This is a genomic window from Gilliamella sp. Pas-s25 (genome assembly GCF_009795885.1).
In the GTDB taxonomy this organism is placed as follows: domain Bacteria; phylum Pseudomonadota; class Gammaproteobacteria; order Enterobacterales; family Orbaceae; genus Gilliamella.
The window spans coordinates 1-15,967 of sequence record NZ_WTEV01000042.1 but is presented as its reverse complement, the minus strand read 5'-3'; the positions used below and the strand labels follow the sequence as shown (position 1 = coordinate 15,967).

Below are 15,967 nucleotides of genomic sequence, written 5' to 3'. Positions count from 1 at the left end.
TCAACATTAAATTACCAGTCGCCGATTGAATACAAAAGAAATCGATGACCTTATCTTTTTGGTACTAAAATGTGTTGCCATTCCAGATTGCTTTCTAACGTGTCCAAAAATTCACTAAGCCAACCAAGAGGGGGGTAAATTCCTACGACCCTATACGTTATAAACCGCCCACCCTGCTTTTTATGCAAAACCGCGAATTGAAATAATTTTTTTGACTGCTATTACTAAATGGGTAACCAAATAGCTATGGTTGAGTAACTCGAACAAATGTAATAAACCTGCTGACTTTTTAGCAGATTGCAAATGTAATACCTGCATGGTGGAAATCACCATAGGGCATTTATTCTTTTCCTCTAATAATAACCCTGGATCAACCTTAAAATCATCCTAACTTAACATTATGATTAATAATTATTTTATTTTAATTAAAAAATAATTCTATATAAATATTTTTATATTTCAATTGGTTAATTACAGGATCAAGATTATTTTTAAATGTGTATAGTAGTGAACAGTAGTGAATACTAGTGAATACCAAAAAATATATATAATAAGTATATAATATATTGATATATATAAATTAATATTAGATTAGTGAATAGTAGTGAACACTTTATATTAAAAGTTTAAGATTATGGGGAGGTAGGCATAAAAACAGCCTAATGACTGGGTAAGTAAAGGGTGACATTTGAAAAAGCACCCCTCGGATATGAGGAGTGGTTATTATGGATAATTGAAGTGAATAACCCAAATATGGGCACGGTATGAATAGCGAGATATGGTTAATGATTAACTAGCTTTAAATTGCGGTTACCTGATAGTGAGACATTTCCTTGGCTTGCTTGCTCGACAAAGTCACCCCACCAGTCAAGCATAATACGCTTTTGATGTTCATATTCTGCTTTGTTGTAGGCTCGCCTTACTGCGTTTTTATCTACATGCGATAACGCACTTTCAATGACATCATAATTAAAGCCTTGTTCGTTTAAAGCGGTACTAGCTAAAGCTCTTAATCCATGCGCAACTAACTTATCTTTGTATCCCATGCGCTTTATTGCCATGTTAGCAGTTTGGCTACTCATTGGCTTGTTATAAGGCGGTCTTGCTGTTGGGAAAACAAACTCACTTTTATGATTAATAGATTTCATTATCTCAAGTATTTTTATTGCCTGCGGTGATAAAGGTATATTGTGTGGTCTATCCATTTTCATGCGTTCGGCAGGAATACTCCATAATTTTTTATCTAGATTAATTTCTTCCCACTTAGCCCCTACGGCTTCACTTGGTCGCGTTAATGTTAATAACTGCCATTCAATCACGCATCTGGTTTGTAATTCAATCTTTGCCATAGCTAAAGCTTGCATGAACTGCGGTAACTCAGTAGGGGGAATAGTTGGCTGATTTTTTACTTTCGGGCTATTAAATACGTCGGTGATTTTGGCTAAAGGGTTATTATCGATAATTCCCATATTGACAGCATAATACATTATTTCATTAATTCGCCGACAAACCCTTTTTACTGTTTCGTATTTATTATTGTTATTTAATGGCTGTAATGCGTTAATCGCTTTGACAGCTGTTACTTGGTTTATTGGAATATCTTTTATATAAGGGAAAACATGGTTTTCTAATGAACGCCAAGCCTTTTTGAGTGTTTGTTCTTCTAAACCTTGTTCTGTTTTGAATTTGAACCATTTCTCAGCCATAGCGTAAAAGGTATTATTACAAGCTTCTTGCTTACGTTGTTCTTGTTCTGCTTTGTGATGTTGTGGATCTATCCCTTGCTTTATTAATTCGCGTGCTTCATCTCGTTGTTTTCGTGCCTGCTGTAGCGATGTTTCTGGGTATTTACCGAAAGATAATAATGTCTCTTTATGTGATATTGGCTTTTTATATTTAAATCGCCATAATTTAACCCCTGTCGATTTAACTAACAAAAAAAGACCTCCACCATCAAAATACTTTTTATCCTTACTAGTGGCTTTTAATGCTTTTATTTGTGTGTCAGTTAAGGGGGTAGTTTTTACAGCCATTTTTCACCTTTGGGGGTACGCAATAATAGGGTATTTAATTATACCCCCAAATATACCCCCATTATTTTTGGTTGTAAATGTACCTTACTGATACTTAATGGGCAATAAAATAGACTTTGAGGCTTGTTATTACTAGGTTTGGTGTGCTTTGTTGGGTTTAAAAGAATGTTACTGTTTATTGATTTGGTGCCGTGGGCGGGACTTGAACCCGCATGCTCTTAGAGCACTACCCCCTCAAGATAGCGTGTCTACCAATTTCACCACCACGGCGCCGTTTTTATTCAGGAATATCCGATGTTGGATTTTGTTGTGTTGGTTGAGCAATAGGTGCTGTGGTTTGTTCTGCCCCACCTTCATTTTGCTGCGTTGTTGGTACGCTATCTTCAATGTTGTCAAATTCGTGAGTTGAAGCTACATGAGGCTTACTACCTAAATTCGACAATAGAATGCTAATGACGAAAAACAAAATACCTAATAACGTTGTTGTACGAGTCAAAAAGTTACCACTTCCTGAAGAACCAAACAAAGTTGCTGACGCACCCGATCCGAAAGAAGACCCCATATCTGCGCCTTTACCTCGCTGAATCAAAACTAAAACGATAATTACCAAAGCGATGATCAAATAACTTATAATTAGAAGTTCGTACATTTCAACCTGTCAATTTTATATGTTATACAACAGAATCTATTGGTGCGGAATATTAGCGAAAGACAGACCAACAAGCAAGTAAAATTTCATGGATTATCGGTTTATTTTGAAAAATATCTCTTTTAATCAATCAAAAATTGTCAGTTTTTAAACTAAAATAAGCACCATTATTATCTATCACCTTAATTTAGTTCAATTTAAATTAAGGTTATTACTCCTTACATACTGCATGCAATTTGGGTTCTTTCCCCCATACTTGAATTTGTCTATCCAAGTGACAATCGCATATCCGTTAGCAAGATCTAGATGTAGATGCGTTAGTGGAAACGTAGTAGATGAAAAAACACTGTTGTTCTTTAAAAGTGGGGAGAAGTGATAATCAATGGTACGTTTCTATTTAAAAAAACAGTATAATATCGCCATTTTTATTATGGCATATTGTATTTATGAAATTTATTGTTAAGCTCTTTCCCGAAATTACCATTAAAAGTGATTCTGTTCGTTTGCGTTTTATTAAAATATTAACCAGTAATATTCGTAATATTTTAAAGCATCATATTGAAGATGTAGCGGTTATTCGTCATTGGGACTTTATTGAAGTTCGTCCAAAAATTGAAAATAGCGAAAATCAGATACTAGAGCTATTAACTAGGATCCCCGGCATTCATCATATTTTAGCTGTTGATGAACTCACTTTTGCTGATATGCACGATATTTTTGAAAAAGTATTGGATTATTATGCGCCATTGATTGAAAACAAAACATTTTGTGTACGGGTTAAACGTCGTGGTAAACATGAATTTACTTCAATTGATGTGGAGCGTTATGTTGGTGGTGGGCTTAATCAATATGTGTCTTCGGCTAAGGTTAAATTAACCCACCCAGAAATTACGGTTAATCTTGAAATCGACAAAGATAAGTTACTACTGGTAAAAGGCCGACATGCAGGTATCGGTGGTTTTCCAACCGGTACGCAAGAAGATGTTCTTTCGCTTATATCGGGTGGGTTTGACTCGGGAGTATCAAGTTATATGCTAATTAGGCGCGGTAGCCGAGTACATTATTGTTTCTTTAATCTTGGTGGCAAAACTCACGAGATTGGCGTAAAACAGATGGCCCATTATTTATGGGAGCGTTTTGGCAGCTCACATAAAGTACGTTTTATTGCTATTGATTTTTCTGATGTTGTTGGTGAAATTCTGGAAAAAATTGACGATGGGCAAATGGGGGTGATCTTAAAACGAATGATGATTCGTGCGGCATCAAAAATTGCGCAACGTTATAACGTAGAAGCACTTGTTACTGGCGAAGCATTAGGTCAAGTATCGAGTCAAACATTGACTAACTTACGGTTAATTGATAATGCTAGTGATACATTAATTCTACGTCCTCTTATCACGCATGATAAAGAAACGATTATCAATCTTGCACGCCAAATTGGAACGGAAGATATTGCTAAAACAATGCCTGAGTTTTGTGGTGTGATATCTAAAAAACCAACGGTTAAAGCCGTAAAAGAAAAAATTGAAGCAGAAGAATTAAATTTTGATTTCACAATTTTAGATAAAGCTGTTGCCGAAGCTGAAAACATTGATATACGTGAGATTGCAAAACAATCTGACACAAAGATTATTCAAGTTGAAACTGTTACAACACTGAGTGCAGATCATGTGGTTATTGATATTCGTTCTCCGGAAGAGCAAGAAGATAATCCACTTGTATTGGATAATATTACAATCAAGCATATTCCATTTTACAAATTGGCAACGCAATTTGGAAATTTGGATCAATCAAATCAATATTTACTCTATTGTGAACGCGGCGTAATGAGCAAGTTACAAGCACTTTATTTAATTGACCAAGGGTTTAATAATGTAAAAATATTTTCTATATAAATCTTAACAATAATTTACTATATTATCCTTATTTTTTACATATATAGTGAATTCTTAAACAAAAACTATATTTGTGATTAATAAAAAATAAATATCAATATCAAGAATGAATTCGATATAGATAAAAAGAGGAATGTAATGAACAGCAAATTACTTGTCGTTGATGATGATCAGGATATTACTTTATTATTACGAGAATTACTCGAATTAGAAGGCTATCAAGTTGAAATAGCGAATAATGGTATTGAGGCTTTAGAAAAGTTTGACAGAACCATAGATCTTATTTTACTTGATATTATGATGCCTGAAATGAATGGATTTACTTTATTATCTCAACTTAGAGGTAAATTTACTGTACCTGTTATTTTTTTAACGGCTAAAGATAGTGAAGATGATAAAGTTATTGGTCTTGAACTTGGTGCTGATGATTACATTCAAAAACCATTTAATGATAGAGAGCTTATTGCTCGAATTAATGCGCTTTTACGAAGAACTCGTTGGGATAATACAGAAAATGATGTTGCTGATAAACCGATTCAATATACAATTGATAAACTTAGTGTGAATCGAATACAGCAATCTGTTTTTTTTGATAACAAGTATATTGATTTAACGGGTACTGAGTTTCAAGTGTTGCTTACATTTCTTGAAAACGCGGGCAAAATAATTACACGTGAAAAGCTAAGTGAATCTGTTTTAGGTAAAGAGCTTGTCCCGCTTGCTCGTTCGATTGATGTTCATGTTTCTAATTTACGGAAAAAACTCCCTCATCGAAATGATGGTTTACCTTGGATTAAAACACTACGTACTAAAGGTTATTTATTTGTCGTGGATCAACAAGATGATTTGTTGTAAGGCTAGAATAACATTGAAGAAGGTCAGATGATATGTGGATTTTTGATCGCCTAACAATCAGAATTTTCACTATATTTTTACTGACCATCGTTTTTTTTCTCATGTTAATAATGGTGTTGCCGAGGCTTGATTCTCGAAATTTAACGTATTTAGCAAATAAAGATAAAGAAGCAGGTAATATACTAGCTCATCAGGTTGAGAATGATCTTGTTAATGTGCCTAAAGATAGTTTTCGATGGTGGATGCGTTTTATTGTTGTGATGGATAACCACCAGAAATCAGGTCAATCTTTATTTATTGTGACACCCAATGAGCAAATTATTACTGCTGAAACTAAAAATATCGATTTAGTGAAGAACTTTAGAGAAAAATCCAGTAATATTGATGATCCAGCCAAGAAGATTTATGATTCACAAGAAATTATAGGACCTTTTTTAGTCCATTATGCTAATACAGAATATCAATTGTATATCTTACAACAAGCGACTGACATTCAATCACAATTCGTTAACTTTATATTTGATCATCCTTTTTTATTATTAGCTTTAACAATGCTTGCCAGTTCGCCTTTTTTACTTTGGTTATCGTGGAGTATTGCTAAACCAGCACGAGGACTGAAAAAAGCAGCAGAGCAGGTTGCAAAAGGCAATTTACAAGAGTGGCCAGAACTTGAAAAAATAGGATCGTCTGAATATAAAGCAACTGGTGCTAGTTTTAACCATATGCTGCGGGAGCTTAAGCGAATGCAAGAGGTGCAGCATCGCCTGTTTTCAGATATTTCTCATGAACTACGCACGCCTTTGACTCGGTTGCAGCTTGCTACAGCTTTATTACGTCGAAAACAAGGTGAAAGCAGTGAAGTTGTGCGTATTGATATTGAGGCATTAAAGTTAGATTCTATGATAGGTGATTTATTGTCATTGGCAAGACAGCAATATGACAATAATGAAATCCGTGAATTTAATAAAATTAATCTATTGTTTAAACAAGTGCTTGATAATGCTGCTTTTGAAGCAGAACAAATAGGCAAGAAGTTTACCGTAGCCAATCTTCCAACCAACCATACCATTTTATGTTATCCAGTTGCTTTATGTAGTGCACTTGAAAACGTTATACGCAATGCCTTTCGTTATTCCAATAAACAGATTGTTGTCAATTTTGTGGCACAACAAAAAAAGATAACTATTACAATTGATGATGATGGCTCAGGGGTTGCTGAAAGTGAACTAGAACAAATTTTTAGACCCTTTTATCGTACAAGTGAAGCTCGAGATCGCCAATCAGGTGGAACTGGATTAGGGCTCGCTATTGTTGCCAATGCAATTATACGCGATCACGGCACAGTAAAAGCTGAAAAAAGTCATCTTGGCGGACTTAGAATTGTGATAGTATTACCAATTCATAAACATCAATAAATAGTGAAAGAGAAAGTTGTGTCAAATTCAGCCTTAAACATTGTTTTATTTGAACCCGAAATTCCCGCTAATACTGGTAATATTATTCGCCTTTGTGCTAACACTGGCTTTAATTTACATATTATTGAACCCATGGGTTTTTTTTGGGATGACAAAAAATTAAGACGAGCAGGGCTTGATTATCAAGAATTTGTTGATGTAAAACGTTATAAAAATCTCGACTATTTTTTAGATGCTAATCAAATCGACTTGTCGACACAAGTTTATGCCTTAACCACAAAAGGGCAAAGGTCTCATAGTGAAGTTAATTACCGACAACATGACTTTTTAATGTTTGGACCAGAAACTAGAGGATTACCGAAAGCCATACTTGATGTATTACCTCAAGATAAAAAAATACGTATTCCCATGTTAGCAACGAGCCGTAGTATGAATTTATCTAATTCTGTAGCTGTTGTGGTTTATGAATCATGGCGCCAGTTAAACTACATAGGTGCAAAATAAAATGTAACCCTACTTTATCGGTATATTCCGACGTAGGAAAAAGGCAGTTATATTCACACCTTTCGGTGTTATGATAGGTGTGTGTTTGTTCTGTAAAAATGTCTAGGTTGAATATTTATTTTATTATATTTTTATCTTTTTTTAATAAAAAAAATTCAAACCCTTAACGCGTTTCATAAAGCTTCATAAAAATAACTCTTAATAAATCTACATAAAAATCACCCAAAAAAGCTAGTCAAACTTTTTTTAAACGATTATACTTTAACCGATTAAAAATGAAGCTTATTTAATAAGCACATAAACATTAAAAATCCAAATAAAACATAAATTTACTTGACAGGTAAACCATAATGTATTATCATTTTAGACACCAGACACCAGACACCAGCACTGGCAAACCTATGTCTTAAATTTATCGAATAGACACCTTAGACAGATTTTAGCTCTTACCTCGTGTATATCCTCGAAATTATCTTTCAAATTATCATCAAAATTATCTCGAAAAATTTCGTTGGCATTGGCTGTGTTATTATTGTCTTTTTCATGGAATTCGCTGGCGTTAACGGGTAAAAGTGGTCGAGGGGGGCATCGTAGTGATGCTATAATACTGCCATCGTCACAATGGGGGATCCTCAAATCCGTAAAACCTAATCTTGATTACGGCGAGCTTCACTTCGCGGGCCCCGCTGACATATGGAACCCCAATTATGGATTCCTAGTTCAATCAACGGATGCAGCATCATACGCACTTAATTTTCCAACTACGGGAGCTGATGGATTATATTTTGATTTCATCATAATGGGAGAAGCAGGTGAATTGACATGGGGAGCGCCAGTCACGCATGAGGGAATTACTGCCACAGTGACGCGAAAAACAGAATGTAATGACGAAGGCTATGTCGAGTTTCGTGTGACGCTAACAGGTCCAGAGGCAAGAGCTAAATGGGGTGATCCCTATCCTAATCAAATTACCGTGCCAAGGTTACCGCAGGCCTTTGAGTTAGTGGGTAGAGATAGAGAGGGTAAAGAGATAGTAAGATATGGATTTGTCCTACAGAAATGGTTTGTGAACCGAGGAGCTGAATTATATTACTATCCTGATATGGTAACTTGGTGTAGTCGTTTGGGTTATCGTGTGCCACAGGTCAAGGACCTGACTAATGCAATTTGTTCTGGTCTTGGCTCAGGTTCGCATTGCCAAGGCTCCATTGGCGCAACGCCACCATCAAGCGGTAATCATTATCAGCGTCAAATAGGTGCTGGATTGTTTACGGAGTGGGGCTTTATGCATCATTACACTGGTGCAGATTTCGTCCTCCAAAACTACTGGACAAGTGACACGACAAGGACTGGCCAGTTCGATGTGGGCGCGGACAATGGTGACATTTATTGGTTCAGTGCCTCCATTATCAATTATGGCCTTTGCACCGCTCCTTAGTCTAATGGCTGTGCTTAATCCTTGGGTTGCGCACGGGCTTATAGCGCTAATTAAGGACAAGCAATCAAAGAACGAAGAGGGCCCTTAAGTCGACTAGGTTTAAAAGCTTGTGCTCTTATAGCTTGCCAGCAATAAAAATTATCATTTTCAATTTACCAACGTTGATTGTGTTGATAATTAAATTTCAACAGATTTTAATAACTGGAAAACAGTAAGCTTGAATTTTAAATTTGTGCTGTTTAGATAAACAAGAGAGGTTAGACCAACCTCTCTTTTCAAGGGGATAAAAGCGAATTTAAAAGTACGCGATTTTATTTAACGCGTGATACATATTCGCCTGAGCGAGTATCCACTTTAAGGACTTCGCCAATTTGTACAAATAAAGGTACACGGACTACCGCACCAGTTGATAAAGTCGCTGGTTTACCGCCGGTTCCTGCTGTGTCGCCTTTTAAACCTGGGTCAGTTTCGATAACTTCAAGTTCAACAAAGTTTGGTGGTGTGACTGCAATTGGTTGACCATTCCATAATGTTAAAATACATTCAGCTTGATCAACCAACCATTTTGCATTGTCGCCAACCGCTTTAGCGTCAGCCGAAAGTTGTTCAAATGTGTCATTATTCATAAAGTGCCAGAACTCACCATCGGTGTATAGGTAAGTTAAATTCATATCAACAACATCAGCCGCTTCGACCGATTCGCCTGATTTGAATGTTTTATCGACAGTTTTGCCTGAAAGTAATTTTTTAATTTTTACGCGATTGATGGATTGACCTTTACCTGGTTTATAAAATTCATTTTCAACAATGACACACGGTTCACCATCTTGCATTATTTTAAGACCAGCTTTAAACTCATTAGTACTATAAGATGCCATAAAAGCTCCAACTAAAATTCTGAATTACAAAAAATGAGCCATATTATACAGCAAAAAATTGAACTACCAAATAATAAAGATGAATGGGTTGTTGATCTTGCCAATGTTGTGACAGATATCAACGTTTTATATTCCTATTTAGGTCTAGATCCTGACACCATCTCAACCTCTATGCAACAGGCAAAAAAACAGTTTCCGCTTCGCGTTCCTAGGGCTTTTATTAACCGAATGAAAAAGGGGGATAGTAATGACCCACTTTTGCTACAGGTACTTTGTCATGATAAGGAATTATTAAAAGTTGATGGCTACAGTCATGACCCATTACAAGAGCAAGATAATGCCATTCCAGGGTTATTGCATAAGTATCGCAATCGCGCATTGTTGATCACAAAAACGGCGTGTGCAATTAATTGTCGTTACTGTTTCAGGCGACATTTTCCTTATCATGATAATCAAGGCAATAAAAAGAACCTTGCTATTGCACTTGAATATATTGCAAATCACTTTGAACTTGATGAAATTATTTTATCTGGCGGTGATCCATTAATGGCAAAAGATCATGAGATAGCTTTTTTGATTAATGCATTAGAAAAATTCCCGCATATTAAGCGATTACGGATCCATACACGTTTGGCCGTTGTTATTCCTTCGCGAGTGACGTCTGAACTTTGTCGGCTATTTGCTGAAAGTAGCTTGCAAATAATAGTCGTTACTCACATTAATCATTCAAATGAGATTGATAATGCTGTTGCTGGTGCGGTTGAGCTTTTAAAACAAAGCAATGTGACAGTGCTAAATCAAAGTGTATTGTTGAAAAATATTAATGATAATGCCGATACTTTGGCTCAGTTGAGTAATAAGCTTTTTGATATTGGGATTTTGCCTTATTACATCCATTTGTTAGATAAAGTGCAAGGCGCGGCTCATTTTTTGGTTGATGATGAGTCTGCAAAAATGATAATGAAACAACTTGCTGATCAAGTATCGGGTTATTTAGTGCCTAAATTAGCGCGCGAAGTGGGCGGTGAAAAAAGTAAGCGTGTACTATCAGTGAATGATTAATTCGCTTAATTATGGAGTTAAATTGCGAAAAAACATTCTATGAAAATCTCATTGACGGAAAATAAAATAGGCTCTATAATTCTGTCCTCTTTAATTAATGCTGTGGAGTGTAAACTCTGCAACCTGTTGATAAATTAGATTTGGATATAAATCGTCATGAAACGCACATTTCAACCATCAGTATTAAAACGCAATAGAACTCACGGTTTCCGTGCTCGTATGGCAACTAAAAACGGTCGTCAAGTTCTTGCTCGCCGTCGTGCTAAAGGCCGTGTTCGTTTAACTGTTGCTAGCTGATTTAAAGTTGGGTGATTAAGTTCACTTTTCCACGGGAGTTACGATTGTTAACTCCCTTCGATTTCAATCATGTCTTTCAAGAGTCCATTCGGGCTGGTTCTCCTTTTTTAACTTTAGTTGCACGTAAAAATGACTGTAATCATATGCGGTTGGGCTTTGCTATAGCTAAAAAACAAGTGAAACGAGCTCATGAGCGTAATCGTATCAAACGACTGGCTAAAGAGTACTTTCGGCAACGTCAACATCAGCTTCCTAATGTTGACTTTATTCTGATGGCTAAACAGCCAGTTATAGACTTAGATAATCAGCAAATCGTTGAAACACTAAATAAACTATGCCAACGAATCATAACCAAACACGAGGTTTGAATAAATTCAAATTAATTATCAAACAGCATGTTTATGCATGTAAATGTATGATAGTGAATACTTTTGTGTTTTTTATTCGTGCATATCAACGTTTTATTAGTCCTTTACTTGGCCCTAAATGTCGTTTTACACCGACATGTTCACAATATGCAATAATTGCATTACGACGTTTTGGATTAATAAAAGGTGGTTGGCTAACAGTCAAACGTGTATTAAAATGTCATCCTTTACATGAAGGAGGAGAAGATTTTGTTCCTCCAAAAATTAAAACCAATAGAGAAAAACACTAATGGGATCTCAACGTAATATTTTAGTCATTGCTTTACTTTTTGTATCTTTTTTTATTTGGAAAGCGTGGGAGGAAGATCACGCACCTAAACCGCCAATCGCAAATCAATTAACACAACAAATGAGTGATGATGATTCAACAGATGGCTCAATGCTGGGTACAACAGTTACTGTAAAATCAGATGTATTGTCACTCACCATTAATACTTATGGCGGTGATGTACAAGCTGCACAATTGTTAAAATATGAGCAAACGCTTCATTCAGGCACGCCTTTCCAATTATTAACATCACGCCCTGATTTTGTTTATATTGCAGAAAGTGGGTTAACAGGTAAAGATGGTCCAGATAATGCGACTCAAGGCTCAAAACGCCCTGTCTATCAAACTGAAAAGTCAGAATATGTGTTAGCTGACGGGCAAGATGAGTTGCGTGTTCCACTTACTTATCAAGTTAATGGTGTAAGTTATACTAAATATTACATATTACATCGTGGTAGTTATGCTATTGATGTTCAGTATGACATTAATAACCAAAGCAGTGCACCTGTTGATGTAGCAATGTATGGTCAATTAAAACAAACCATTAAATTACCCGATGATATACCAACCGAGGGGGGAAGTGGACTTGGACAAAGTGCATTTCGTGGCACCGCTTATTCAAGTTCGAGCACTAACTACAGCAAATACAGTTTTGATGATATCAAAGATAAAGCATTAGCGGTTGAGACGCAAACAGGCTGGGTTGCGATGTTACAGCACTATTTTGCTTCAGCATGGGTGCCAGCGCAGGATAATAAAAATAACTTATTTTATACACGAACAACGGCTAATAAATCACAAGCAACGATTGGTTTCAAAGGAGAGTCAGCTGTTATTCCTGCAGGTAGCACACAAACCATTGGCGCAAAATTATGGTTAGGACCAGAAATTCAAAGCCAATTGAAAGAAACCGCTAACCATCTTGACTTGATTGTTGATTATGGTTGGTTATGGTTCTTATCGCAGCCTTTGTTTTATTTATTGAAATTTATTCAAAGTTTTGTTAGTAACTGGGGCTTCTCAATTATTGTCATCACATTTATTGTTCGAGGTATTTTATTCCCATTAACCCGTGCGCAGTATCGTTCAATGGCAAAAATGAAGTTATTACAACCACGTATAGAGGCTTTAAAAGAGCGCTATGGTGATGATAGACAAAAAATGAGTATGGAAACAATGGCACTTTATAAGCAAGAAAAGGTGAATCCATTAGGTGGTTGCCTGCCATTAATTATTCAAATGCCGATTTTCTTGTCATTATTCTATATGTTAGGTAACGCCGTTGAACTACGGCATGCGCCATTTGCACTTTGGATTTATGACTTATCAGCACAAGATCCTTATTATATTTTGCCTTTATTAATGGGTGCTAGCATGTTCTTAATCCAGAAGATGTCACCAACACCTGTTACCGATCCTCTACAGCAAAAATTAATGACTTATATGCCATTAATCTTTACGTTGTTCTTTTTATGGTTCCCATCAGGCTTAGTTTTATATTATATCGTTAGTAACTTATTCACAATTGCTCAGCAGCGTATTATCTACTGGGAACTTGAGAAAAAAGGACTTCACGAGAAGAAAAAGAAATAGTATTGAAAGAAGGAGGAGTAAAATCCTCCTTCTTTCGTTTTTATTTTTGGTGTCAATGATATGAATATACAACAACAAGTTAACTTAACCGGTAATGAAATCGGTTATTGGTTTGTCAGTGCTAATGGTCGATTATGGTTGCCTAATGGTGATGTTCCTGTTGGGCGTGCCGATAAGTTCGGTTTTACCCATAAGCGTGCGCAACCAATAGGCGAATGGAATGGGCAAATTGCTTGGCTGATTTGTGATGAAATGAAACATGCAATGAGTTCAATTCGTCCATTACTGGATATAACCGATCAATCATTATTTAATATGGCAGGTCGAGCTGTACAACTTTCTGAGTTTTATCGTTCTCATAAATATTGTGGCTATTGTGGACATGAAATGTATATTAGTAATACCGAATGGTGCTGTATGTGTGACCATTGTAAAGAGCGTTACTATCCACAAATTTCACCATCTATTATCGTGGCTATTCGTCACAAAGATAAAATTTTATTAGCAAAGCATGTTAGGCATAATCAAGATAACTTGTATACTGTTTTAGCTGGTTTCACTGAAATTGGTGAAACAATGGAAACCGCAGTTGAGCGGGAAGTATTTGAAGAGTCGAGAATCAAAATTAAAAATATTCGTTATGTAGGCTCGCAACCTTGGCCATTTCCTAATTCACTTATGATGGCTTATTTAGCTGATTATGATAGTGGTGAAATAGTGGTAGACAAAAATGAACTCATTGAAGCAAATTGGTACCATTACACACAATTACCTAAAATTCCTGAGTATGGCACCATTGCAAGACGCTTAATTGAAGATACAATTACACTTTGCCGTGATTATGATGAATATGGCAATGATTAATTATATTCAATAGTTCTAGTTAGATTAACAGTTTTTGATTCATCGCCAGTTGTAATACAAACAGCTTTAGTCCAATCGTTGTTTTGATTATAATCCGAATAAGTACACGTTTCGGTGAGTTCAACCTCTTGTTCATTTTTATCATTAATGATGATGTCACCATTTGATGCTAATTTAAAGGTTCTAGTGATGGTTTTTTCTAATTGTTTATTGGCATTGTAAACGACATCTTTTTCTTGTGCTAATACAGGAAACTTTGTTTTTTCATCAACAGGAACATAAGCGCTATATAACACAAGCTCGACACGGTTGTTATCATAAATAATTTTACTGTTAAAAATGACGTTATTTTCTGCAAAGCGTGATAGGGTGGTTTCAACTAAACGACCTTGTTCATCAAATTCTGAACTTGCAACTATATCATTATTATTGTTTTTCATGCCAAGAATATTTTTCGATGAATCAAAAGTAATTTCATAAACATTTTTGGTGTCGCCCATACCGTAGCTATATTTAGCTGTTTCATAGTTAATGTCGCCATGTAACCCTTCTAAATCATAATTAGCTACAAAGCCTTGTTCATTGTAGTTAATGATTTTACTTGATGATCCTTGAATATGTTGCTGTTTAATCATTTTACTAAACGGTAAAAGTTCTGGTTCAGTATGAAAAAGATAACTATTAATTATTGCTGTCGGTAATTGTGGCAAGTTGTTTTCATCAACTGTTTTTTTATCATTGCAACCGCTGATGGATAATGTACTGCTAAATATACATATATATAAAAATAAACTATTTTTTTTCATAGAGCTGATTTCCTTTTATTCTGTTGTCTTATTTATGTTTGCACCAAATAGCAAGTGCTTCGCATTGCCAATCTTTCATCATGTGGTACCAAGCGGAACGCCATTTACGTACAGTATCATTGTGTAAATTAAGTGCTTTTCTTATTTGTAAATTATTAGCTCTAGAGACAAGTAGATCGATGAATTGTAGCCATAATTCAGGTTTTGGTATTCGGTTTAAACTAGTGTTGCTTAAAATATTAAAACTATGTCGACAGCGCCTACAGCGATAGCAAGTGCGAGAACCGATTTTAGTTGTTTCATTAGATCCGCAGTGTATACAAGTAGGACTTTGTTCATTCAATAAAGCGGTTACTTTAGCTTTAATGGTTTGATGTTGTTCTGCTAAGGTTGGCATTAATGTGGTTTGTTTTTGATGTGTATACCACTTATGCAATGATGGGTAATGGATTTGAAGATAATGAATAATAGCACGATCTCGACGAATTACCTTTTCTAATGAGCTTTCAAGATTTTCTGCAATATTGAGATAACTAATATTTTTTATGCGACTAGTAAAGATAAGTTCTAACCAATTAAATGGCATTAAACGATTGAAAGGAGTATTGGTTGAAACGGTAAAATATTTATGACAATCTTTACAGCGATATGTTTTAGTTGGTTTTGAACGAATTATATAAAATTTAGTTTTTTTACAAAATGGACAAGCTTCTATATGTTGCGATGTTATTTTTTCTAGGTCATGATGAAAAGCTTTAAATTCATCATGTAATTCGGTTGGTACGAGTTCATAAATCATTTTTTATTCCCTTATCGCTTATCCTCGTAAATATTATCAGATTTTTACTTAAACATATAGCTTTCCCGAAACTTTTTTACAATTTTTAGCAAAGGGTGATTAGGGGCTGTTGATCTTTGCTGTACATAAATTACTCAACAATACATTGGCAGCCACATTAACATAAATGCCAGTGATACCATA

16 protein-coding genes and 1 tRNA gene are annotated in these 15,967 nt (G+C 35.5%); 11 read left to right on the top strand and 6 right to left on the bottom strand.

What is annotated here, in order from left to right; genetic code table 11:
- Positions 1–782: 782 nt before the first annotated feature.
- From GQ593_RS12650 to secG, 3 genes are all read right to left on the bottom strand, one after another.
- Positions 783–2,033 (bottom strand): integrase domain-containing protein, encoded by a 1,251-nt coding sequence (locus GQ593_RS12650; protein ID WP_160432361.1) that lies wholly within the window; start codon positions 2,031–2,033, stop codon positions 783–785.
- Between the two features lie 184 nt (positions 2,034–2,217).
- Positions 2,218–2,303 (bottom strand) — tRNA-Leu (locus GQ593_RS12645).
- A 7-nt stretch (positions 2,304–2,310) separates the two neighbouring features.
- Entirely contained in the window at positions 2,311–2,682 is a 372-nt protein-coding gene (gene secG / locus GQ593_RS12640; protein WP_160432360.1) for a preprotein translocase subunit SecG, read from the bottom strand.
- A 446-nt stretch (positions 2,683–3,128) separates the two neighbouring features.
- Here secG and thiI point away from each other — a divergent pair, with 446 nt between their 5' ends.
- The 5 genes from thiI to GQ593_RS12615 all read left to right on the top strand — a co-directional run bounded on the left by thiI (position 3,129) and on the right by GQ593_RS12615 (position 8,789).
- Entirely contained in the window at positions 3,129–4,577 is a 1,449-nt protein-coding gene (thiI, locus tag GQ593_RS12635) for a tRNA uracil 4-sulfurtransferase ThiI (RefSeq protein ID WP_160432359.1), read from the top strand.
- Between the two features lie 138 nt (positions 4,578–4,715).
- Positions 4,716–5,432 carry a response regulator gene (locus GQ593_RS12630; protein ID WP_160432358.1) on the top strand — a complete coding sequence of 239 codons (717 nt, stop codon included), beginning with the start codon at positions 4,716–4,718 and terminating at the stop codon, positions 5,430–5,432.
- A 38-nt stretch (positions 5,433–5,470) separates the two neighbouring features.
- Positions 5,471–6,847, top strand: a complete 1,377-nt coding sequence (gene cpxA / locus GQ593_RS12625) for an envelope stress sensor histidine kinase CpxA (RefSeq protein ID WP_160432362.1) — start codon at positions 5,471–5,473, stop codon at positions 6,845–6,847.
- Positions 6,848–6,865: 18 nt separating this feature from the next.
- Positions 6,866–7,351, top strand: coding sequence for a tRNA (uridine(34)/cytosine(34)/5-carboxymethylaminomethyluridine(34)-2'-O)-methyltransferase TrmL (gene trmL / locus GQ593_RS12620; RefSeq protein ID WP_160432357.1), 486 nt, complete (start codon positions 6,866–6,868; stop codon positions 7,349–7,351).
- A gap of 523 nt (positions 7,352–7,874) precedes the next feature.
- A complete protein-coding gene (locus tag GQ593_RS12615) occupies positions 7,875–8,789 on the top strand; it encodes a hypothetical protein (RefSeq protein WP_160432356.1) in 915 nt (304 codons plus the stop codon).
- Positions 8,790–9,100: 311 nt separating this feature from the next.
- Here the strand turns inward: GQ593_RS12615 and efp are convergent, their stop codons facing one another.
- Positions 9,101–9,667, bottom strand: a complete 567-nt coding sequence (gene efp / locus GQ593_RS12610; RefSeq protein WP_085246840.1) for an elongation factor P — start codon at positions 9,665–9,667, stop codon at positions 9,101–9,103.
- Between the two features lie 33 nt (positions 9,668–9,700).
- Here efp and epmB point away from each other — a divergent pair, with 33 nt between their 5' ends.
- From epmB to nudC, 6 genes are all read left to right on the top strand, one after another.
- The gene (gene epmB, locus GQ593_RS12605; RefSeq protein WP_160432355.1) at positions 9,701–10,729 is read left to right on the top strand and encodes an EF-P beta-lysylation protein EpmB; all 1,029 of its coding nucleotides are present in this window, start codon (positions 9,701–9,703) and stop codon (positions 10,727–10,729) included.
- 156 nt (positions 10,730–10,885) lie between these two features.
- A complete protein-coding gene (gene rpmH, locus GQ593_RS12600) occupies positions 10,886–11,026 on the top strand; it encodes a 50S ribosomal protein L34 (RefSeq protein WP_025314679.1) in 141 nt (46 codons plus the stop codon).
- A gap of 11 nt (positions 11,027–11,037) precedes the next feature.
- A complete protein-coding gene (rnpA, locus tag GQ593_RS12595; protein WP_160432354.1) occupies positions 11,038–11,394 on the top strand; it encodes a ribonuclease P protein component in 357 nt (118 codons plus the stop codon).
- 47 nt (positions 11,395–11,441) lie between these two features.
- Positions 11,442–11,684: a membrane protein insertion efficiency factor YidD gene (gene yidD, locus GQ593_RS12590; RefSeq protein ID WP_160432353.1), complete on the top strand. Its 243-nt coding sequence runs from the start codon at positions 11,442–11,444 to the stop codon at positions 11,682–11,684.
- The gene (yidC, locus tag GQ593_RS12585) at positions 11,684–13,315 is read left to right on the top strand and encodes a membrane protein insertase YidC (protein ID WP_160432352.1); all 1,632 of its coding nucleotides are present in this window, start codon (positions 11,684–11,686) and stop codon (positions 13,313–13,315) included. Before yidD ends, yidC begins: the two co-directional genes overlap by 1 nt.
- Before the next feature lie 60 nt (positions 13,316–13,375).
- Positions 13,376–14,179: an NAD(+) diphosphatase gene (gene nudC, locus GQ593_RS12580; RefSeq protein WP_160432351.1), complete on the top strand. Its 804-nt coding sequence runs from the start codon at positions 13,376–13,378 to the stop codon at positions 14,177–14,179.
- Here nudC and GQ593_RS12575 read toward each other — a convergent pair.
- Together GQ593_RS12575 and GQ593_RS12570 are read right to left on the bottom strand one after the other, a co-directional pair.
- On the bottom strand, positions 14,176–14,985 hold the full coding sequence (locus GQ593_RS12575; protein WP_160432350.1) for a hypothetical protein: 810 nt from the start codon (positions 14,983–14,985) through the stop codon (positions 14,176–14,178). The genes nudC and GQ593_RS12575 overlap by 4 nt on opposite strands.
- 28 nt (positions 14,986–15,013) lie before the next feature.
- Positions 15,014–15,784 carry an IS1 family transposase gene (locus GQ593_RS12570; RefSeq protein WP_160432349.1) on the bottom strand — a complete coding sequence of 257 codons (771 nt, stop codon included), beginning with the start codon at positions 15,782–15,784 and terminating at the stop codon, positions 15,014–15,016.
- Between the last annotated feature and the right edge of the window lie 183 nt (positions 15,785–15,967).